This is a genomic window from Chryseobacterium sp. GW823-FHT05E08, assembly GCF_058795655.1.
In genome coordinates this window covers 296654-318640 of record NZ_JBXAHY010000003.1, presented here as the reverse complement: position 1 = coordinate 318640, position 21987 = coordinate 296654, and the positions used below count along the sequence as shown (strand labels likewise).

At 34.7% G+C, this 21987-nt stretch carries 24 protein-coding genes; 12 read left to right on the top strand and 12 right to left on the bottom strand.

Features of this window, described 5'->3' with window-relative positions:
* Positions 1–27 precede the first annotated feature (27 nt).
* The 12 genes from AC1Q7L_RS11885 to polA all read left to right on the top strand — a co-directional run bounded on the left by AC1Q7L_RS11885 (position 28) and on the right by polA (position 15115).
* The gene (locus tag AC1Q7L_RS11885) at positions 28–1965 is read left to right on the top strand and encodes a type VI secretion system Vgr family protein (protein WP_492306136.1); all 1938 of its coding nucleotides are present in this window, start codon (positions 28–30) and stop codon (positions 1963–1965) included.
* Between the two features lie 12 nt (positions 1966–1977).
* Positions 1978–3576, top strand: coding sequence for a hypothetical protein (locus AC1Q7L_RS11880; RefSeq protein WP_410693304.1), 1599 nt, complete (start codon positions 1978–1980; stop codon positions 3574–3576).
* Positions 3577–3650: 74 nt separating this feature from the next.
* Positions 3651–4397: a hypothetical protein gene (locus AC1Q7L_RS11875; protein ID WP_492306135.1), complete on the top strand. Its 747-nt coding sequence runs from the start codon at positions 3651–3653 to the stop codon at positions 4395–4397.
* A 387-nt stretch (positions 4398–4784) separates the two neighbouring features.
* Positions 4785–5195, top strand: a complete 411-nt coding sequence (tssD, locus tag AC1Q7L_RS11870; protein WP_072409683.1) for a type VI secretion system tube protein TssD — start codon at positions 4785–4787, stop codon at positions 5193–5195.
* A 240-nt stretch (positions 5196–5435) separates the two neighbouring features.
* Entirely contained in the window at positions 5436–7631 is a 2196-nt protein-coding gene (locus AC1Q7L_RS11865) for a type VI secretion system Vgr family protein (protein WP_492306134.1), read from the top strand.
* A gap of 8 nt (positions 7632–7639) precedes the next feature.
* Positions 7640–8533 (top strand): hypothetical protein, encoded by an 894-nt coding sequence (locus AC1Q7L_RS11860; protein WP_492306133.1) that lies wholly within the window; start codon positions 7640–7642, stop codon positions 8531–8533.
* Positions 8505–8765 carry a hypothetical protein gene (locus AC1Q7L_RS11855; RefSeq protein ID WP_492306132.1) on the top strand — a complete coding sequence of 87 codons (261 nt, stop codon included), beginning with the start codon at positions 8505–8507 and terminating at the stop codon, positions 8763–8765. The genes AC1Q7L_RS11860 and AC1Q7L_RS11855 overlap by 29 nt, the downstream gene beginning before the upstream one ends.
* Before the next feature lies 1 nt (position 8766).
* Complete coding sequence (locus AC1Q7L_RS11850; RefSeq protein ID WP_492306131.1) at positions 8767–10365, top strand: hypothetical protein; 1599 nt, start codon at positions 8767–8769, stop codon at positions 10363–10365.
* Between the two features lie 6 nt (positions 10366–10371).
* Positions 10372–10872, top strand: coding sequence for a hypothetical protein (locus AC1Q7L_RS11845; RefSeq protein WP_492306130.1), 501 nt, complete (start codon positions 10372–10374; stop codon positions 10870–10872).
* 32 nt (positions 10873–10904) lie between these two features.
* Positions 10905–11297 (top strand): META domain-containing protein, encoded by a 393-nt coding sequence (locus tag AC1Q7L_RS11840; RefSeq protein ID WP_492306129.1) that lies wholly within the window; start codon positions 10905–10907, stop codon positions 11295–11297.
* Positions 11298–11380: 83 nt separating this feature from the next.
* Positions 11381–12106, top strand: a complete 726-nt coding sequence (locus AC1Q7L_RS11835) for a hypothetical protein (protein ID WP_492306128.1) — start codon at positions 11381–11383, stop codon at positions 12104–12106.
* Positions 12107–12265: 159 nt separating this feature from the next.
* Complete coding sequence (gene polA / locus AC1Q7L_RS11830) at positions 12266–15115, top strand: DNA polymerase I (protein WP_492306127.1); 2850 nt, start codon at positions 12266–12268, stop codon at positions 15113–15115.
* A gap of 150 nt (positions 15116–15265) precedes the next feature.
* Here polA and AC1Q7L_RS11825 read toward each other — a convergent pair whose 3' ends face one another.
* The 12 genes from AC1Q7L_RS11825 to AC1Q7L_RS11770 all read right to left on the bottom strand — a co-directional run bounded on the left by AC1Q7L_RS11825 (position 15266) and on the right by AC1Q7L_RS11770 (position 21960).
* The gene (locus tag AC1Q7L_RS11825; protein WP_492306126.1) at positions 15266–15394 is read right to left on the bottom strand and encodes a hypothetical protein; all 129 of its coding nucleotides are present in this window, start codon (positions 15392–15394) and stop codon (positions 15266–15268) included.
* Between the two features lie 20 nt (positions 15395–15414).
* On the bottom strand, positions 15415–16032 hold the full coding sequence (locus AC1Q7L_RS11820; RefSeq protein ID WP_492306125.1) for a hypothetical protein: 618 nt from the start codon (positions 16030–16032) through the stop codon (positions 15415–15417).
* Between the two features lie 5 nt (positions 16033–16037).
* Positions 16038–16256: a hypothetical protein gene (locus AC1Q7L_RS11815; RefSeq protein WP_492306124.1), complete on the bottom strand. Its 219-nt coding sequence runs from the start codon at positions 16254–16256 to the stop codon at positions 16038–16040.
* 275 nt (positions 16257–16531) lie between these two features.
* Complete coding sequence (locus AC1Q7L_RS11810) at positions 16532–16870, bottom strand: hypothetical protein (protein WP_492306123.1); 339 nt, start codon at positions 16868–16870, stop codon at positions 16532–16534.
* Between the two features lie 44 nt (positions 16871–16914).
* A complete protein-coding gene (locus tag AC1Q7L_RS11805; RefSeq protein WP_492306122.1) occupies positions 16915–17220 on the bottom strand; it encodes a hypothetical protein in 306 nt (101 codons plus the stop codon).
* 12 nt (positions 17221–17232) lie between these two features.
* Complete coding sequence (locus AC1Q7L_RS11800) at positions 17233–17805, bottom strand: hypothetical protein (protein ID WP_492306121.1); 573 nt, start codon at positions 17803–17805, stop codon at positions 17233–17235.
* 11 nt (positions 17806–17816) lie between these two features.
* Positions 17817–18215, bottom strand: coding sequence for an immunity 22 family protein (locus AC1Q7L_RS11795; protein WP_492306120.1), 399 nt, complete (start codon positions 18213–18215; stop codon positions 17817–17819).
* A gap of 125 nt (positions 18216–18340) precedes the next feature.
* Entirely contained in the window at positions 18341–18898 is a 558-nt protein-coding gene (locus tag AC1Q7L_RS11790) for a YdeI/OmpD-associated family protein (protein ID WP_492306119.1), read from the bottom strand.
* Positions 18899–18926: 28 nt separating this feature from the next.
* Positions 18927–19460 (bottom strand): HD domain-containing protein, encoded by a 534-nt coding sequence (locus AC1Q7L_RS11785; protein ID WP_492306118.1) that lies wholly within the window; start codon positions 19458–19460, stop codon positions 18927–18929.
* A gap of 121 nt (positions 19461–19581) precedes the next feature.
* Positions 19582–20706 (bottom strand): FAD-dependent oxidoreductase, encoded by a 1125-nt coding sequence (locus tag AC1Q7L_RS11780; protein WP_492306117.1) that lies wholly within the window; start codon positions 20704–20706, stop codon positions 19582–19584.
* A 23-nt stretch (positions 20707–20729) separates the two neighbouring features.
* Positions 20730–21482, bottom strand: a complete 753-nt coding sequence (locus AC1Q7L_RS11775; RefSeq protein ID WP_492306116.1) for a DUF6597 domain-containing transcriptional factor — start codon at positions 21480–21482, stop codon at positions 20730–20732.
* 10 nt (positions 21483–21492) lie between these two features.
* Entirely contained in the window at positions 21493–21960 is a 468-nt protein-coding gene (locus AC1Q7L_RS11770) for a hypothetical protein (RefSeq protein WP_492306115.1), read from the bottom strand.
* Positions 21961–21987 lie beyond the last annotated feature (27 nt).

Sequence of the window (21987 nt, the reverse complement as noted above, 5' to 3'; positions counted from 1 at the left end):
TGTTTAACCTATCTAAACGCAGATAATATGAAAACAGAATCACAAAATATACTGAACAGTCCTTCCTATCGTCCGTCACAGAATGCAGACGGTGTATCGGAAAGCCACCACGCCGGAATCAACAGGCTGGTGAAATTATCTTTGGTCATTGAAGGTAAAGTAATCAAGTATTACAAACACTTCAAACTGAAACAAAGCGCACAGCGTCATCATGAGTTTACGCTCACTTTGGCGCATGACACGTTAGGAAATAACCAAAACCATACCTTGGAAGAGGCTAATAAATTCCTCGGAAAACGTCTGACAGCCGTTATTTCATTCAAAGACATAGAAAACAGCCCTGAAAGAACTTTTGTTGGAGTAATTACAGGAGTAGGATTCAGTCAGGAAAAGATGAGCCTTGGAAATATTGTTCTGTCTGGTTTCAGTCCGACCATTTTATTGGACGGAGCCCGTCATATTCAAAGTTTTGGAGGCGATAAACCTGTCAATATGGGAATTATCGCTGAAGAAGTAATAAAACAGGGAATCGATAAAAGCCGTTTTGATATCAGAATTGATGCGAACGATTATTCTCAGATCATTTATAGCAGTCAATACGACGAAACGCACTACAATTATCTTGCGAGAATGGCAGAAGCCTATGGCGAACAGTTTTATTATGATGGAGAAGTGCTTCATTTCGGTAAACTTCCGCCTCAAAATAAACCAATCAAACTTATTTATGGAAGCAACGCCAACGATATTAAGGTTGAATTAAAAGCAAATCATACAAAACCCCAGTTTTACGGCTACAACAGCAGTAAAAATGAAAAACTAACGTCAGGAGCAACGCCAATTCAGCATGTAAGCGATTTAGCAAAAACCGCTTATGAGCATAACGATAAAATTTTCAAGACCCCTGCACTTCAGGTGGCACCAATTAAAGCATCAACGCATCTTGATGTTGAATATTCTCAAAAAAGTACCTCAGGAAGTGAAGCGGTAAATGTATTTTCATTATCAGGAAATACGACTGTTCCGTTTTTACATCCGGGTTGTGTGGCTGATGTTCAGATGAGAAAGGTTGATACGAATGAAAGTTCTTATTTCACCAAAATCATGGTAACGGAAACTACACATGAAATTGATACGATTGGACATTATACTGGAACTTTTGAAGGAATAGCTTCAGACACCGGATTTTTACCAAAACCGGAATTCACGATGCCAAAAGCTGAACCGCAAATCGCAACCGTAATTTCAAATGCCGATCCGGAAGGACAGGGAAGAGTTCAGGTGAGATTCGACTGGCAAATGAATGATACAACACATTTCATCAGAATGATGAGCCCTGACGCAGGAGGGACGGATCAAATCAGCCAAAACAGAGGCTATGTTGCCATTCCCGAAGTTGGAGATCAGGTGATGGTGAATTTTGTTCACAGTCATCCGGACAGACCTTTCGTAATGGGCGGAATGTTCCATGGCGGAGTTGGATTAGGCGGTGGTGTGGATAACAGAGTAAAATCAATTCAAACCAGAAGCGGTCACCGAGTGGTTTTCACGGAAGATGAGAGTATCATTATTACTGATAAATCCGGCAACGAAATTCACTTGGATACCACAGGAAGCAATATCACAATTACCGCTCCCGAAACCATGACATTGAATTGCAGAAATATGAATATCAATGTTGGTGAAAATATGACAACCAACGTCGGAGTTAATAAAATGGATACCATTGTGATGAATCACAGCGAAAGCGTAGGTTCTATGAAATATGTTTCTACCGGAGCCGATTTTATCACCAACGTAACCGGAAAAATGACGGAATTTATTCAGGGAAATAAAGAATCTCATACAGATAAAGACAGACTTCGGGTAGCAAACGGACAAATTACTACGCAAAGCCAGGGAACTTTTGAGCAACATGCTGAAAAAGAAGTTCAGAACAACTCGGGACAAAAATCTAATAATTACTAAATCTTTTGTAAAATGGGCAAGGAATCTTACATAGGTGGTGATTATATAGAGACAACCGGAGGTGATGCCAAAGTTTTTGCCGGAAAAAGTATTGTAAACTCTTCTGCAGACAAATTTGCCCAAAAAGGCAAAGAAAAGGGGGTGAGCTACAACGTGAGTTCGGCACCTCCGTCACTGGGAAGTTTAGATCTGATTAAGATTAAGATCAATACAACTTTTGATATCTGTCATGATGAGGTCACGGATTTCAGCGATTTTAAAAACTTCTGGATATTGGAGGATAAAGGGAAATATTACCATTGGCTGATTCTTAGAACCAATACCTTAGACAAAAATAAACCTGATCCTTTACCGATAACGCTTGCCAGCACAGATAATTTTGTGTTCACAGCTACCTTTAAAACCAAGGGTTCTATGGCCTGTAAAATCAGGGTAAAGGATGGAAATAATAAATATATTTTTAAAGAACAGCAACATCCGAAAAAAAACAAGGATGAAGAACATGAATTAATATTTACCTGCGATACTAAACCCTATAAAGATACCATACAGTTTTTAGAAAACTTCACCCTTAATTTTGAATATTCTGAAGACGGAACCAATTGGATCCCGATGAAAAGCGTTAAATTTTGTCTTTATCTTACCTGGAAAGAACCTTTATATAATAATTTTGAAAGCCGTTCTACAGGAAATGATACGATGCAGATGAAATGCCAGGCCAATAAAAATCAAAAAAATATATTTGAAACTTTACTGTGGCTGGGCTGCAAAGGCGGAACAGGAAAAGGAAATTCTTCCAAAGTAAAAGAGGAAAACGAAGAAGCGGTTTTAGATTCTGTTTTTAAACAATTTGAGGGTTTAAAAATCCTGAGACGAAGAGAGGGACAGACCAGACCAGATAAAACACCCTATTTTTCAAAAGACTGGAGTACACAGGGACTAGGCTACTGGAGAGGAATTAGCTCTGAAACAGCAAACACGCTGACAGATCCTGCAGATCCAAGAGCTTACATGTTCTATGATGCATCTACAGGCGCTTATATTGAAAGAACCAGCAGGGTTATTTTAAAATATGGGGAATTCAGATGTGGAGAATGGACGGCATTTTTGCTCTACATTGGGCTTACACAGGGTATTGTTTTAGATCAATTTGCAATTTTTTCAGGAAATGGTCATGATAACAGCATTATGTTGAAGAAAGCCACTCATTTTATTAATTTAATATTTTTGGTTAAAGGATGGAATATCAAGGATCCTCAAGCTCCAGATTTGCCGGTTTCCACAAAGTATCGCGCGCAGGGAAATGCCAATCCGCTTCATTATTTTTCGGATCATGTTTTTACTTTGTTTGAAAGAAATGGGGTGAAAAAATACTACGATGCATCTTACGGTCTAAGATTCAAAACAGGGCAGAAAACAAGTAAGAAATTATTGGCAGAATATTCTACATCGGCTTTAACGGGGGTTTTGTATTTGAGAGAAAAAACTCCGGGAAAAGCAGAATATAAAACCATTACAACTAATATGGAACAACATTTGGTCATTAGTCTTTTTAAAGGACTTGGCGGAGCCCCGTATGTAACTGATGATAAAATAACATATACATTATGAAAAGGTTAATTTTTTTATTTTCATTTTTTATTATTAATACTCATTTTTTATTTTCACAAATAAAAGACAAAAATATGGACACGATATCACTTACAGATAATATAAAATTATACTCCCAAAAGAAATCCGACAATAATAGTATTGACTGGAGTTTGATTTTAAATGCCAATAATAATGAAAAGACTTTGATCAACAAAAAGAATCAAATTCCGGCAGGAAATCAGTTTATTAAAGCGTCAAAAGATTATTTTCTGGATGTTCCTAAGTTAATTGACGGGTTTTCCTACAAAGATAATATCTACTTTTTTGTTTTCATAGAAAGGGCACTCTGGGTATATCATTCAGGTTTGGGTGGAGGAAACATTTCCAGAGTTAAAATAATGGATATGATTCCCGGATCTGTTGACAATTTTGGAGACGCCAAATTTTTTATAGAAAAATGTGAGGATGATAATGATACGTATTTTTCTGTAACGCACTCAAGAGTTGGAAGACAAGTGATTAAGTTTTTTGAATTAGAGAAAAATCATTTTACCGTAAAAGAACTGGAGTTTTCTGAAACAGATACCGTTTTATCAAAGGAAGATCACGATATTTTTTATGATAAAAACCTAAAAAATGATAAAGAAGAGATAAAGAAAGTTCTCAGGAAAGTTCTCGTAAATAATGTAAAGGAAGAAGATAAATTTAATTATCTGGGAACTTTAAAAGGGACTAATGGTACCTACTTTTTGTATTCTGATAAAAACATTCATTTTCTACTCTTTACCAATAATTATGAATGGATTTTATCTAAATATAAAGAGAGGGTTTTAAAATAATCTTTCCGCTATTTTACTATATAATATTGCTCAATTCTGAATTGGGCATTTTTTTAGCTTTTTAAATTTTAATTAATTTTTAAATCCTGATTAAAAAATATTGCCAAAAATCGTTAATTTAATCTTAAATAAATCTTAATATTTCCCGATTTAGTGTGAAAATTTGCATTAATTCAATATTGATAAATTACTATGAAATCCTTTTAATAAAGGAGATTTTCAATAATTTTAAATCAAAAGTCGTAGAATTACTACATTAAATCGTAGAAATACTACAAAAATTCAGATTAAGGTTTAAAAACTTTCAGGGTAGGAATAAGGAGTATATCTTTGCTATAGAAATCAATCACCAAATCACAAAATATTAACGATTAAAATTTACAAAACATGGCAGCAAATTCAAGAGGAATCTTAAAATTCAACGGTAGCGAAGGTCAAAAATTATTAAAGCTAAATTATAGCGTATCAAGATCTACAGACGTTTCAGGACGTGTAGCATCAGATCCTTCAAATGCAATCATCAAACTTACAATTGAAGCAACAGAAAAATCAGACATTCTGGAAAGCTTACTAAACGGGAAGTACAAGCCAACAAGCGGAGAAATTACTTTCAACAAGTCTCACGAAGAAGGTACATTAATTACTTTGAACTGGGAAAACGGATACGTAATTCAGCATGAAGTAGACTTCGACGCGGTAGACGAAAACAGTATGTTGATCAGTTTCATCGTAAGCGCAGAAAAAATCAATTATGGTAATTCTGCTTACGAAGGTATCTGGCCAGGAGGCACTAACTAACAGTTACAATCATCTTAGTAAAAATAAAATTGGTACAGAATAGTGCGCTCCTTACAGAGTGAGCTATTCTGTTTTTTTTTTGAAAAATAAATTATTTCAGGTTTTTAAGATTTAAAATATTGTAATTCAGTTATTTTAAAGTTTTAAAACATTGATTAATTAAAAATTTATTTGATTTTTTATCGAATAAATTTTAGCATTTAAAACACATACACACCAATTAACCAAAATCAAAAGGTTATGTTTCAGGATGATAACACGCCAAAAACTCCGGCTTCCAAAACCGGAAAACCATCTGTAACCAAACAAATGGGTGAAACGGCAAAAACACAAGCTGTAAATAAAGCGAGCCAGAAAATTCAGGAAAAAACAAACGGAAAAGTTCAGAAAGCAACAGAAACTCTTGCAACGGCTCAGGCGTACACAGGAATTGCCCAAAATGCTTCCGGAATGTTTATGAATCAGGTAAAACAGGCAAATATTCCGACTTTAGTTGAAGATAAAGTCTGGTCTAAACAGCCTACTTCCAAAATACACAACGCCGACGCAATCCCTGAAAGTCAGTTTTTAGGGATCAATCGCGTGGTAAAACTTGACATTATTATTGAAGGTAAGGTCATTAAACATTTCAAACATTTTAAATTAAAGCAAAACGCAGTCAAACATCACGAATTTGATCTGATGCTTGCTCATGATTCGCTGGGAAATGCAGAAAACCATAATTTAGAAGAAGCCCAAAACTTTTTAGGAAAACGAATTACCGTTATTTTTAAATATAAAGATGTTGAAGACGGTCCCGAAAGAAGTTTCGTCGGCGTTATTACAGAAGTCGGTTTCAGTCAGGAAAAAGGAAGTCTGGGAAATATTGTTCTTACAGGTTTCAGTCCGACGATTTTGTTGGATGCAGCTCCACACATTCAAAGTTTTGGAGGAGGTCAGGAAATAAGCCTGAACAGTATTGCTGATCAAGTCATTAAAGAAGGGTTGGGACAAAATAAATTCGATTTCAGAGTAGATTCCCAACACGGAAATGTTTCTTACAGTTCTCAATACGAGGAAACTCATTACAATTATCTCGCAAGAATTGCTGAAGCGTATGGCGAACAGTTCTATTATGATGGTGAAGTTCTTCATTTCGGGAAACTTCCGCCACAGGAACAACCCGTAAAACTCACTTATGGAAGCAGTGTAAATGATGTTAAAATAAAAATGAAAGCCCAGCATGTAAATCCCACTTTTTACGGTTACAACAGCAGTAAAAACGAGAAATTAACGACAGGGAATTCAAAAATAAATCATACTTCTGATATTGCAAAAAGAGCTTACGAGATTTCAGAAAAAACATTTCAAACGCCCTCGTTAAGGGTTGCTCCAATCAAAGCATCTTCTTTTATGGATATTGATGCTTCCCAAAAAGGAACGGCAGGAAGTAAAGCTTCTAATGTATTTGTAACCTCGGGAACAACTACAGTTCCGTTTTTGTATCCGGGATGCATTGCAGACATTGAAATGCGTAAAACAGATACCAATCAGACTTCTTATTTCACCAAATTAATGATCGTAGAAGTGAATCATGAAGTAGATGCAAGAGGTTATTACACAGGAACTTTTGATGCGATAGCTTCAGATACCGGATTTATTCCGCGACCAGAATTTCAGCTGCCAAAAGCCGAACCTCAGTTTGCAAAAGTGATTTCCAATACAGATCCGATGAGTCAGGGACGTGTGCAGGTTCAGTTTGATTGGCAAAATGGCTCAACGACCACAGAATTTATCCGAGTAATGACTCCAGATGCAGGAAGTAGCGATAAAGTGAATAAAAATCGAGGTTTTATGGCAATTCCTGAAGTTGGAGATCAGGTAATTGTGAATTTTGTTCATCAACATCCCGACAGGCCTTTCGTAATGGGCGGAATGTTCCACGGAGGAGTTGGCGGTGGTGGCGGACAAAATAATAATATTAAAAGTCTAAGCAGCCGAAGCGGAAATAAATTAGAACTAGATGACGGCGCAGGCTCGGTTTTCCTTACAGATCAAGGTGGTGCGAACATGAAATTTGACGGTGCCGGAAATGCCACAACCAACGCCAACAACGATAAAACAGTTTCGGTAGGAAATAATAACACCGTGAATACGGGAAGCAAGAACATGATCAATGTAGGAAGTAAAGATGGTGGCGGTGCAAATTCTATGTTTTCTATGGATAATGCCGGAAATATTTCGTTGGAATGCGATACGAATATCACCATTAAAACAGGTTCAAGTTCAATCACATTAAACACTGACGGAACCATTATTCTCAGCGGAAAAATAATTGGAATCGGCGCTGAAGGAATCGGAATTGCAGCTTCTAAAGGTGTTGATGTTTCTTCTCCTGCCAACCATATCGGTGGCGGACAAACGAAAATTGACGGCGGTGATGCTTTTATTAATTAAAATCTGATATGAGTAATTCATTTAAAATAAAAGAAAAATTCTCTGAACAATATACGCTGATCATCGATTCGGATATCAAGGCGGTGAATGTTCACATGACTTCCCGGTCTCAGTTGAGATGGGATTTTAGTGTTTTAAAAGTGGAAGAAGATTTTGTTGAGGTTAAAATCATCATGCTGGATCATATTTTACTCGAAGCCAATAATCCGTTGATTAAAGAAATTGCAGCGTTAACCAGTGCTTTTTCAAGGTTGTACAACGAATTACATTTGAGAATAAATAATGATGGAAAAGCCATTCAGGTTTTAAACATGGATATTATCCGTTCAAAATGGAGCCAGACAAAGGCTGAAATGGAAAAAATTGCCGAAAATAATCCAGACATCAAAAACGCCATTGTTTTAAATGATAATATTTTTCAGAATCAGGAGAAATTGATCGAAGGAATCCAGAATAACGAATTTTTTCTAATGTATTTCAATAAAATTTATGGGAAAAAAGTTCCGTCAAGTTTTAAAGATAATGCCTTGAATTTCTTCAATTCTGCCAACGTACATTGGAGTTTTAATCTGAAAAATAGTTCCAATCCACTGCTTTCTTCAGACGAAATGATCGTAGAACTTTCCGGTGAACCTTCCATTTTATTAAATATTGGATTTTACAACAGAGCATATGTTCAGTTCTCTAATCAGATTGATACAAGTAAGCTCCAAACTTCATTAAACGAAAAAGGAATTTACAGATTTGATGAAATTACAGGAAGAATGATCGAAGCTTCTTTAACCAGAGAAGAGATCGCCGATCCTGAAAACCTTTACACAAAATTGAAATACACATTTTATAGTGACGAAATTTTTAAATATAAAATGTCCAATGAATACCTTACAAAAGAACAGTCTTGATATAAAAACTTTTAGCAGAGGGTTTTCTATAAAAAATTATCATTTTGAATTTAGATTCAGACGTGATAAAAAAAATGATGTCAAAACCTTTTTTGTTTTCATTGAAAAAGGATATCAGAAAGAACAACAGGAATTTATATCAAAAATTGGTTATGGTCTCGAGCATCAAACCATTAATAATAGAAACAAAATAACAGCCCATACAAGAAAACAAATCTTAAAAAAAGCATGATATGGGGAATAAAATTATAACAGAAAAAGATTTCTGGATGTGTTCCAGCGGAGCAATGCCCGCCCAGTTACAGGGAACCAGAAAAAGTAATAAAAAAAGTTCGGGAGACGTGTATATTACCGTTGCAGATACCGCAACAAGCAGTTGGATAGATTTCGGATGTACTAAAAATATGTTGTTGGCTGCGATTTTAACAGCAGTTGCAGTCATAGTTGTGGTCGCATTAATTATTGGAACAGGAGGTATTGCCGCCATTGGTTTAATGGGAATGATGGCGATTGGTGCCGCAGCAGGATTTGCAGGAGGTGTCATCGCAGCCGTTGACGGAGCCTTAAAATGCGGACAAAAAAATGCAACCGCAAGAACCTGGGACGGAAGCAAAAATAATATGCTTCTTACCGGAACTCCCGCCATAACAGGTGATCGAACAATGGCTTGCTCTATTGGAGGAGTCGTAAAATTTGCCCCCGAAATCAAAAGTTGGACACATGCTTTGGCTTTGGGTGGATTTAATTATGTCACTCAATTGGCTGGATGTGCTTTAGGCGGAGCCGGAGTTGGAGCCGGAGGTTTTCTTGTTGCCGGTCTTGCGGGCGGCTCGCTTGCGCTCGCCGCACCCACTTTTTCTAGTGTATTATCGAATGTTGCAGGAAGCTTTACCGGAATTTGGGGCGGAAGCCGGGCTCTTTTCGGATTAAATTCTCTGGCCAACGAACATGCGTATGGAAATGTTCAGGATGCCGGAGATGCCGGATCGGCTTTAGTTAATGGCGGTATTCCCGAAATTGGAATGGGACAACGCATATTTTCAGGGCAGGCACAACCTTCCGATTACCTTCTTTTCTTATATTTGTTAAACATAAGAGCAAAAGGGCCTAAACCTCCTGTAGAAGAACCAAATGCCGGTGGTGATAAAGATAGAAGCACACCTTCTGATAAAGATGGGAATAATAACCCTAAAGATAAGGATGGCAATCAAACACCTGAAGATGAAGGAGCAAATGGAAGTAAAGGGCAAGGAGAGAATAAGACAAAGCCTAAGGATGGAGATGAAAGAAATACTTATGAAAGTCCTCCTAAAACACCTGCAGAAAAATTAGTAGAAGCTACAGAGGCAAAAGCAAAAGAAATTGTAGGAAGTCAAAGTGCTTCAGAAAGAGGTCCTTGTCTGTCCGGAGTATATGATCCGGTTACTGGAAAAACTTTTTATGGTCAAAACTTTAAAACTAATGCTACAGGTAGAGCTGCTTATGAAAAATGGTTAACAGATCCTCCTGAGTTAGGCGGAGCAGATCCTATCATCAAACAAAAAGTTGCCGACTATGAGGCGAAAATTAAAAGTGGTGAAATCAAACCTCCTGAAACGGCTGATAACAGATTGGCGGCACATTCAGAAATAAGAGCTTATGATCAGGCTTTGAAAGCAAGAAGGGAAGCCGGTTTGCCTGTGGATGAAAATTCAATCAGAGAAATGGATCTTCATAATAGGGATCTTCAAAATAATGCAATTAAAAATAATGGAGGAACTCCTCCACCTAAAGTAAGATGTCCACACTGTGGTTTCTTAACTGATGGAATTAATACACACGGACATAATTAATAAATTATGATTAATAAAAATATAGAATTAAGACTTGAAGATATTGACGATCGTTTATTTACAAAAAATGATAGAAACGGTTACGCCGTATATTTTTTAGATCAAAATTTAACCCAGCCGTTTACAGGAGAGATTTATGTGAAATTTAATGATACCATAGAATCCGAAGCTGAATATAAAAACGGCTATAAAAACGGAATTGAATACATCTATAATTCAGAAGGAAATTTAGAACAGACCAATGAAAATAGAGGAAATGTAATTTTCGGAATTTCAAAAGAATATGATGAAGATGGAAATGTGGTAATTGCCAGTATCGTCTATAATAATGACTACCTTAGATCTGTAGAATCTGTTGATAACGAGATTCAGGAAACAAAAGCTTATGATGATAAATTCGGAGAGTCTTTACCGGAATATATTCAGAAACTATTGAAATTATCCAATGAAGAAGTTTTTAAATATGAATTTAAAATCAATAATCCATATTTAAATTATAAAGATTAATTTAAAACCAAACCAACCTCAAATATTTAAACATGAAAAAACTACTCTTAACTTTTATCATAGCAAGTTTCTCATTATTTTCAACCGTAAACGCTCAAACAAATCCACTTGCCAAAACAACTTGGGAAGTTGAAAAAATGAACGCCGACGGAAGCGCTACTTTTAAAAAAGCAAAATCAATCAAATTTCCGGCAGAACAGCCTAAATTTAATTTTCTCCAGTTTGAAGCAGATAAGAAATTCCATACCGGAACTTCATGTTTTCACATGATGGGAACTTATAATGTTTATGAAGATAATCAGGTCGAAATAAGCGAAGGCATGGCAGATATGGCCGGTGATTGCAAGGAGCCAAAAACATTGAACGGAACATATAATTTTAAAATAGATAAAGACCGTCTTGAGTTGACTCCAATAAAAGAATAAGCTTTACTATTCATTTTGTTGATTGTGAAGTGTGGATATTGGTATAATTTTAGTGTATCACGTTATCAGTAAAAACATACACAATGAAATTAAAATTGATCACAGCAACAATAGCAGTAACTCTAGCTATGGTAAGTTGCAAAAAAAATGAAACTAAACAGGAATCAGTTAAAGATTCCACTAAAGATTCTACAGCACAAACAGCCCAAACTTTAATTGATAGTTTTAAACAAAATAAAAACGAAAAGGCTTTCTTAACAAGTTTATACAAAAAACTTGGACAGGAACCGAAAGATGATAAAGGAACACCTTATCGTTTGATTAAAACAGAAGAAATAAAACTTTACGGATCAGACAAACCGTACACTCTGGCTTATGTAGACGAAATTGATGGAGCAATGGCTGGCTGGCCATGGAAAAATCTTTTCGTTCTCAATGATAAAGGCAAAATACTAACTCAGTATGAGACAGAAAAGTATGAACCTGTTGTTGTTTTTGAAAATCAGTCACCTCTATTAATGGTCACTGACGAAACTTCAAAAGGAAATGGAGATCATCATTTTATGGGTATAAAGAACGATACTATTAAAGAATATTTAAATACTCATGGATTTCAGGGTATTCAGACTATTTATGGAGGATATCGTCCTACCACTTTGTCATATACACTCAAAGACATTAATAACGACAAACAGAAAGATATTATATTTACGGGTAAGAAGAAAAATAAGCCCGTCTATTTATCTTTTGTTTGGGATGCAAAAAAAGAAAGCTTCGAGCCTAAAGATTCAATAGGTATGGCACCATAATAAGTTTTATTTCAATATACATATATAAAAGAGAATCATATAATGGTTCTCTTTTATTTTACATTAGATTCTAATATAATTAAGAATTACAAATAACATATCTCTTTGTTTTAAATTAAAAGAAAACACTTTTTCTTATATTTGTTCATTATAGAAAATATGGAGGCAACACAAGATAAAAGGTTATTTCTCATCGATGCTTATGCGATGATTTTTAGAGGATATTACGCATTGATTAGAAGTCCGAGAATAACGAGCACAGGGATAGATACCTCTGCAATTTTTGGATTTACCAATTCATTGATCGAATTGATCAGAAGAGAAAGACCTTCTCATTTGGCCGTGGTTTTTGATGTCGGACAGGCAAGTGTAAGAACAGATGATTTTGCAGAATACAAAGCTAACAGAAGCGAAACTCCGGAAGCCATTAAGATTGCTATTCCATACATCCACAGAATTTTGGAGGCGATGCACATCCCTTATTTAGGGGTTGAAGGTTATGAAGCGGATGATGTGATAGGAACCATTTCATGCAAAGCAGAAAAAGAAGGGTATACCACTTTTATGGTAACTCCGGATAAAGATTTTGCCCAATTAGTTACCGATAAAGTTAAAATATACAAACCAAGTTTAAAAGGAAGTGAAATTGAAATTTTAGGTGTTGAAGAAGTCAAAGCTAAATATGAAATTGAAGATCCAAAGCAGGTGATCGATTTCTTAGCAATGATGGGTGATGCGGTAGATAACATTCCCGGATTGGAAGGTGTTGGAGAGAAAACTGCCATGAAATTCCTAAAAGAATTCGGAAGCATAGAAAATCTTTTAGCCAATACGGATAAATTAAAAGGTAAGCTTAAAGAAAAGGTAGAAGCTTCTGCCGAGCGCGGAATTTTATCTAAAAAACTAGCAACCATTATCTGTGATGTGCCTGTAGAATTCCATCAGGAACAGTATGATCTTGAAACTCCGGATTTTGAAAAAGCAAAAAAAGTTTTTGACGAAATAGAATTCACAAGACTGTATGAAAACCTTTACCGTGCTTTTGCCCATTCTCAAACAGAAGTTGTGGCTAAAGATTCTACAGCAAACGGTGAAGAAATTTCTCAGCCCACAGAAACGCCTCAACAAAAAGTAGCGAAACAAATCGGTCAGTTAGATCTTTTTGCCAATTTTGAAGAACTGGATCAGGCTACTTCTACAAAATCCAGCATTGAGCAGAACGAACATTTATATCAATTTGTTGATAACTATAAGGCTCAGAAAATTTTAGTTAAAAATTTATTGCAGCAAAAAGCGGTTTGCTTTGATACAGAAACGACTTCTCTTAATGAATTAGAAGCCGAATTGGTCGGAATGAGTTTCTCCTATAAAAAAGGATTGGCTTACTATGTTCCTTTGTCTGAGGATAAAGGCGAAGTATTGCAGACACTGGAAATTTTCAGACCGTTTTTTGAAAAAGAAGACTTGCTTAAGATCGCCCACAATCTGAAATTCGATTATAAAATTCTAAAGCAATACGATATTACTGTTCAAGGAGCAATGTTCGACACGATGATCGCCCATTATCTTCTCAATCCTGACGGAAGACACGGAATGGACTATCTTTCAGAAGTTTATTTAAATTATAAACCTGTTTCCATTGAAACCATTATCGGTAAAAAAGGGAAAAATCAGGGAACTTTCAGAGATGCAGATCTGAGAACACAAACCGATTATGCGGCAGAAGATGCAGACGTAACTTTCCAGTTGTATGAATTGTTTGCCCCTCAATTAAAGAAAGAAAACTTAGAGGATCTTTTCTTCAATATCGAAATGCCGTTGATGGAAGTTTTAGCTAAAATGGAATTATCCGGAATTTCTCTGGACGAAAAATGGCTGGCTCAGGAAAGCATCGACCTTGAAAATGATTTAAGACAATTAGAAGCTAAAATATTTGAAATTTCGGGTGAAGAGTTCAATATGAATTCGCCAAAACAATTGGGTGAAGTTTTATTTGAAAAAATGCAGCTTGACCCGAAAGCCAAGAAGACCAAAACAGGTCAATACGCGACTTCAGAAGATGTATTGCAGAAATTGGCTTCAAAGCACGAAATTATTCAGCATATTCTTGAATACAGAACGTATCAGAAATTAAAATCAACGTATGTCGATGCGTTGCCATCACAGATCGACAAAGATGAACGTGTTCATACCAATTTCTCACAAACTACGGCTGCAACAGGTCGTTTGGCGAGTGTAAATCCCAATTTACAGAATATTCCGATCCGAACATTAAGAGGTCAGCAAATTCGTGGAGCGTTTGTTTCAGCAGAAGGGAAAAAGATTATTTCTGCCGATTATTCACAAATTGAACTTCGTTTGATTGCCGAGATTTCTGGTGAAGATAATATGATAAAAGCCTTTCAGGATGGTGAAGATATTCACGCTTCTACCGCTGCGAAACTGTTTAACATTCCATTGGAAGAAGTTTCCAAAACCCAGAGAAGTCAGGCCAAAACAGTAAACTTTGGAATCATTTATGGTCAGGGTGCATTTGCATTGGCAGAACAAACAGGTTTGTCTAGAACGGAAGCTAAGCAAATGATCGAAGCTTATTTTGAAACCTATCCAAAGTTGAAGCAATACATGGCTGAACAAGTCAATAAAGCCCGTGAGATTGGTTATGTTGAAACTATTTTAGGCAGAAAACGTCATTTAAAAGATATTAATTCAGGAAACTTTGTGGTGAGAGGCCATGCCGAAAGAAATGCCGTGAATGCTCCTGTTCAGGGAAGCGCGGCTGATGTTGTGAAAATGGCGATGATTAAAATCCAAAAAGAACTGGAAAAAGAAAAACTTCAGACAAAAATGTTGCTTCAGGTTCATGACGAATTGGTATTTGAAGCTCCAATTGATGAGGTTGAAGTCGCTACAAATATCATTAAAATTGAAATGGAAAATGCCATTGAAACGCAAGTTCCGTTGTTGGTGGAGATTGGAGTAGGGAATAATTGGCTGGAAGCGCATTAGGAATATCCTCTTTTCTATAAATGCTTCGACTTCGCTCAGCATGACATCGCTAAAAAATTACTGTTATAATAATGCAGTTGGTATTAGAGTTGTCATGCTGAGCGAAGTCGAAGCATTTTATCATTAAATATTTTAACGAAAAACAAGAAACTACCAATCTTTAGAATCAATCTTATTATAAGCATTTCTAATCACAGCTTCAGGATCGACATCTTTAAATAAAAATCTCTGTTTTTTAAGGTTAAATGTTTTTGATTTTGAAGGCATTTCTTCATCCATGGTATTGATCACTTCTTGACTTAGCTTTCCTTTCCTTTCCTTTCCTTTCCTTTCAATACTTCATAATTAAGAGCCTGATGACTGCCTGCGCCCATATTGTAAGTTTCAATATAGGTAAGAATCAGGTCACTGTTTATATATTTAAATTTACTGAAAAGATTTCCATTCGGACCTGTTGCGTATAAATTGATGCTTAATTGACCTTTTTCAATGCTGATGTCCTCAGTGTCATAAATCTTGTATTGGCTTTCTGTATATTCTGCGGGGAAAACAGTTTCAGAGGTAGTATCTAAATGAAAGGTTTTATTAGAATTTTGTAAAATAATTAAGACAGTTCTTCCTGCTAAAGTATCCGATTTTTCTCTTAATACCAAAGCCATATCTGAAAGTCCGTCATTATTCAGATCACCCTCTGCTTCATATTGTATTTCGTAAGTACTTGAAACAAAATCGGATACTTTTTTTCCTGTTTTCGGAAATCCTGATAACGATTCTACTTCCTGATCTTTTACAACAGTTTCAGAGAGGTTTTTCTTAGTAAGCGTGTCGGTTTTCGGTTGTGTGGTCGTCTTTTCTTTTTTATGACAAGAATAAACTATAAACAGGAGAGAAATAAAAATGGGAATAAGTTTTTTCAAGGATATTATTTTGTGGTTTGCACAAATTTAGTTTTTATTTCTTTAAAATGTAATAAGATAATAGAAACGCAGCCCAAAACAATAACCGGCAAAATCGACTGTAAAATAGTGATATATATTTCTTCCTTGAACAAATAAGTACTCCAAGAAGATTCTCTTTCTACAAAAATGCTATAGTTCCAGAATAGCCATAAAGTAACAAGAAGAATGAATTCTATTGCCATTTTCAGGTATAAATTTTTGAGTAACGATAATATTGAAAAAAAGATAGAGAGGAAGAACGCTGTCAGCAACGAAATAAAAAATGCATCTTCAAAAAAACTACAGTCTAAACAGCTACTAGAAGTGTTATCTGAAAGTTTCCCCATTGACCAGTACGTATGAAAAAATGTTGCAATAAATAGTATGAAAAATGCGATTCCATTCTTCTTTAAAAATGAGATGATCTTAGATTTTATGAAGGAAATCTTTCTTTTCAAATGTTGTGTTTTTATTAATTTCAATCTGAAATTTGATATTTCGTGTCTGTAACTAATTTTCCTTGGGATAAACAAATGGGATTTCCTTTCTCATTATATTTCCAACCAAGGTTTATAGCTTCTATTATTTTTTCTTTAATCATAACCGGAGTTACGCTTTTAATAAAGTCATCACCGTAACCATAAGACCTACCGAAATTAACATTTACAAACAGTAATTGTCCTTCATTTTCATACTGAACGGGTATTGAATATTCATCATTATGTGCTTCATTATGTGAGATTTTCCTTCTTATTTTCCAATTAAAAATCTCTCCGTTTACATTTATTTTTCTAAGACCTTTTTTTGAAATTGCCATATTATATTTTTTGAAAAATTAATGATCATTTATAAATATATAATCTATTCAGAGAGCTGAGATAAAAGTTTTGTTAATTCTAAAATTTTCGGTTTTAAATTGTCCGAATATTCAATAGAAAAAAATATAATATTTCTGTCATCTGAATCTTTTGCAGCCTTTATACTGATGTTTTCATTTATCATAAAGTTAAAATAAATATTTTTTTCAGTATCGGTTTGGTGAAGTTCATATTTTAATTGTTCATAATCAAGATGGTGAAAAAAATCTAGTTTTTTGCATAATAGATTAATGCCAGTTTGAAAATGTGTATTAAAAATCCAAAAATTGTATTGATTGTTTTTTTTCATATCGATGAGATTTTACTCTTTTTTTAACTTAGAAAATCCCTTTTGATAAGGCTCAAATTCCATCCTTCTAGAATTGAATTTATATTTTTTTGTAATTTGAGTATTAGTTTTATCTTCAATATCCAGATCTATAAAAACTAAAACACCATTTTTCAAATCGTATTCACCAAAATAATGCATGCTTTCGCCATGCCAATATTCATTTATTTCAAAAGTATTATCTCTATAAAGTTTAACATTATATCCACCAGACTTTAATTGTAAGTTTGGTGAAGCATGTAATTTGTATTTAATTTCTTTATTTGAATGTAAATAATTGAAATAAAAATTGATAGATAATAAAGTGATTAATGATAATAATGTAATATTTGTTGTTGTAAAACTTTTGCTTTTTTTAGAATCATACACATAAAGAATAACAATAGTAATTGCAATAACTAAGAGGGTTAAGGGTAATATTATAATATTACTTTTTGAAGCATTAAAATCAGTATAAATTTTTGTGTTGTGGATTAATACAATGAAAAGAATAATCAAAGTTGAATATTTGATTAAAAAATTTAGTACTGATTTTAAACTAAACATTTTATAATTTTCTAAACACTAAACTCAATCTTCCCAAGATAAACCAAGCTAAACATTTCGTCTTCCACAGAGGTAGGTTTTGCAATTTGTCCGCTGTTTAGGAAAATCAAAGAATTGATATCAGCTTTAATCTGAAGCTCATTGATCCTGCTCACTAAAGTTGGAAGCCATTGATCTGCAAAAGAATATTCTGAAAATTTATCATAGATGTTATTGTTGGTGTCATCAAAACCATATTCTACAAAATCATAATCCAGCCAAATCGTATCCTGAGATTCTGCAAATTTTGAATTATGGGTTTCATCAGATTCTTCTTCCACATAAAATTCTTCATCTTCATTCACGAAGTCTTCAAAATCTTCTTCACTGCTGAAATTTCCTATCCAAAAATCTAGTATTTGCGTGTCCATAACTGTTTTTATCTTCTTTTAATTTAATTGACCTCAAAGTTATGACAATATTTGCAAACCCTTCAACAGAAAATACGGCTATTAGGGATTCTTATCTGTATTGATTTTGTATTTTGATGAAATTTTTATTGTACTCTTTTTCCTAGCTCACTCTCCTGAATAGTTTTCTCCAGTCTTGAAATCCGTGTCTTTTCCTGCTTGGCACTCATAATCCAATGAAGCATTACTTTTTTATAAGACGGCGCTTGATTATTGAAAAATTCCCAAGCTTTTGTATTGGCTTTAAACTGTTTTTCATAAATGGGATCGAGCGTTGCAATTTCTTTTTCGTGAGAATAAATGGCAGATCTTTCTTCTTTTCTTAGCTCAAATGCTTTTAAACCTTCGGGCTTCATTAATCCGGCTTTGGTCAGTTCTTCCGCTTTTTTGATGTTGATAACACTCCAGATACTTGTCGGTTTCCTTGGTGTGAAACGGTTGCTGTAACTTTCTTCATCAATTGATCTTCTCACGCTATCGATCCACCCAAAACATAATGCCTGATCAACGGCTTCAGACCAGATCATCGATGGTTTTTTGGTTCCGACTTTATAAAATCCTACCAACAATTCTTTTTCAGTGGCATGGTTTTTCTCGAGCCATTCTCTGAAATCACTGGGTGTGGCAAAAAAAATTGCGTCCATTTTTATGTTTTTTTTGACAGGTTATTTTCTATTGATTGTATTCTTTAATTTTCTGTTCCAATCTTTTTTCCAGATATTCATTTCCACCACGAAGTTCTTGGAGAATGATTTCGGCTTCGGCTTTATATTTTTTGATTTTTTCTTCAGACCAATGAGCGGGTGGTGGTTGAAGATTCGTAATTCTATCCGCCAACTTTACAGCCCAGACTTCTTTGGGAAGCTTTTTTATGCGGTTTAAACTATCCATCATTTTTTGATCTTTTTCCAGATCTGCATTTTTAGTTAACGCTAAAACACCTTCGGCAACAGGTTTACTAAAAATGTTTTCAAGTTCTTCATAGATTGTTGGAGTATCTTCCAGAACATCATGAAGTAAAGCAATTTGAACAGCCAATTCACCATCAAAATTTTCTGTTTTTTCGGAAGCCAATAAGATTTCCATGGCAACGTTACTCAAGTGGACAACGTAAGGAAGATCAGTTCCCGGAATGGTTTGGTTTTGATCTGTATGTTTTTGCGCTGCAAATTTTATAGTTTTTTGATAGATATCCTGAATGCTCATGTCTGGTGATTGCTTTTTCTTAAAATAATTTATAATCGAATATAATCAATTTATATTGATCATCTTTCTGTTTTTAGTTTCGGGCGGGAGCGAAGCTCCCGCCCGAAACCTGAAATACATTTTATCCACCATTAAAAATTTTCATAAGATTTTCAATCGCATTTTCAGAATGCATCAATACCGTATTTTCTAAGGTTAATCTTGTAACCTCAGAAGCTCTTTCGAGCATTTTATTTTCATAAGATGAAATGGCAGTTTTTATATCTTTAAATTCATCATTTGTTAAGCATCCAGCCAATTCGTAAGCATCTTGCATTGCCATATTCACGCCTTCTCCGGCATAAGGTGGCATTCTTATATTCGGAAGTGTTTCCCATTTTTGATTAAGAGGGTAGTGGTATTGCGGACGTGGAATAATCGAAATTTCATCACTTTCAAATAATTCCTGCCAGATTTCATCCCATGAACTGTATTCTTTTTTGAACCATTCTGCGACCTGCTGTTTTTGAGTGAAATCTATTCCAGAATTTTTTACCCAATGTTCGTCAGTGTTACAGCCAGTGTAGAAAGTCAAGGTTCCATCTTCTTTGGTACTGAACAATAAGGTCTTTTCATCATCCAAAGCGAAAACTTTACCACCCTCAACGAGTTTCCAAATTTTTGGAGAATTCATTTCAGCATTGTAAATATTACCTTCGACCATCGTTACTCCTGAATAAATAGGCTGAATATCTGTAACGTAAGGTCGGATTTTAGAGTTGGCTCCATCTGTAGCAATCACGATATCTGCATAGTAAGAAGTTCCTTTTTTGAAATGCAATAACCAGCCATTCTCATGCTTTTCCATGGAGAGAAAATGACTGTCCCAAACCACAGTATCAGGTTGTAAAGATCCTAATAATATCTTACGGAGTGGAGCTCTGTCAATTTCAGGTCGGTCCTCGGAATGAGAGTTTTTCTCGGAATGTTCATTTAAATAAATATTCAGATTTTTATCTATTACTTTTAATTTTCCTGCATTGGGACGGTAATGTGCTTTGAAACCATCCATTAATCCGGCTCTACGAAGGGCTTCTAAACCTGATTCTTCATGTAAATCCAACGTTGCTCCTTGCACACGAACTTCTTTGTTGATATCTCTTTCATATACTTTTACCTCAGCATTTTTTAACTGTAAAAGTCTGGCTAAAGTCAATCCTCCGGGACCACCGCCGACAATGGCTATTTTTTTATTTTGTATTATCATAACGTTTAAATTATGATACAAAATTACTTTTCAGGAAGAATTGAAAATTGTATAAATCGGTCGTTTTTATTTTGATTGAGTTCTTTTGGAAGAAATCCGGATAGTTTTTTAATCTCTTTGATGAAATGAGATTGATCTGTAAAATTCTGCTCAGGAAATAATTTTCCTTCTTTAATATGTTGAAAAGAAGCTCTGAAACGCAGAATTCCACAATATGATTTTAATGAAATACCAAATTGCTGGTTAAAATAACGGTTAATTTGCCGTTCGCTCCAGATTACTTTTTCTGAAAGCTCTTTTACGGTTAACGCACCTTTTTCAGAATAAATAAGATCAAATAAATTCAATTTTCTTTCATCCGTTTTTTGAGACTGAAGTTCTTCCTGTATTTTTTCGGATGCTTTTTGACAAAATTTTTCAAAATCGTTTAAGTCATTAACCGAAAAATTCCAGAAATCAAGAGGTAACCTTTTCACTTCATTTAGTAGTTCCGAAACTGAAGTATGAAGAATATATTCTGCGGCCAATAAATTAAAACTTACGGCAAACATTTTAGTTTTTTCAGCAATTACGATTTGTTCGGGATGTGTACAAATTCCCAATAAAACAATATGAAAAGGTTCTTTTAACGACTGAGAAAAGATCAAATCGATCCTGCCGTCGGGGAGAAGAATAACTTCCTTATTTTCTGACGGATTATCCAGCATCCAGAAGCTTTCAACAAAATCTTGAAGCGATGAATCTGGTTGAATGGATTGATAAATTAAACTGCTCATTAAAGCAAATTTACTTAAAAACTAAAATAGTATAAGGTTCATTCTTTTGTCCTGCCGGTGGGAAAATAAACCTAATGTGAAGTTTATTTTTAAAATAATCAACAAAAGTTTCTCCGCCGGGAATTTTTCCGGTTTCGGTTTTTTTGTAGCCTAAATCGGTTATTGTTTTTAAGTATTGATCATACTCATTTTTATTTTTAAACTGAAACTCAACTCGGTCTGCCGACTTTTCATTTGTATATTCAAATTTTCCGATCTTATATTGAAAATCCGGACTGTCGTATTCATATAAATTGAATTCTGAACTTTCAGTTTTGTCGTAATAAGAATATTTCATCTTTTTAATTTCAACTTTAAATGATGGCATATCCATTTTATTGAATTTTTCTAGCTGTTCCAATGAAAAGGCCTGTCCAAATCCTTGAAAATGCAGAGTTAAAATTAATATAAGTGTTGAGAAAATTTTAAAATGATTCATGTGAAATTAATGTTTTAGGATTGGAGT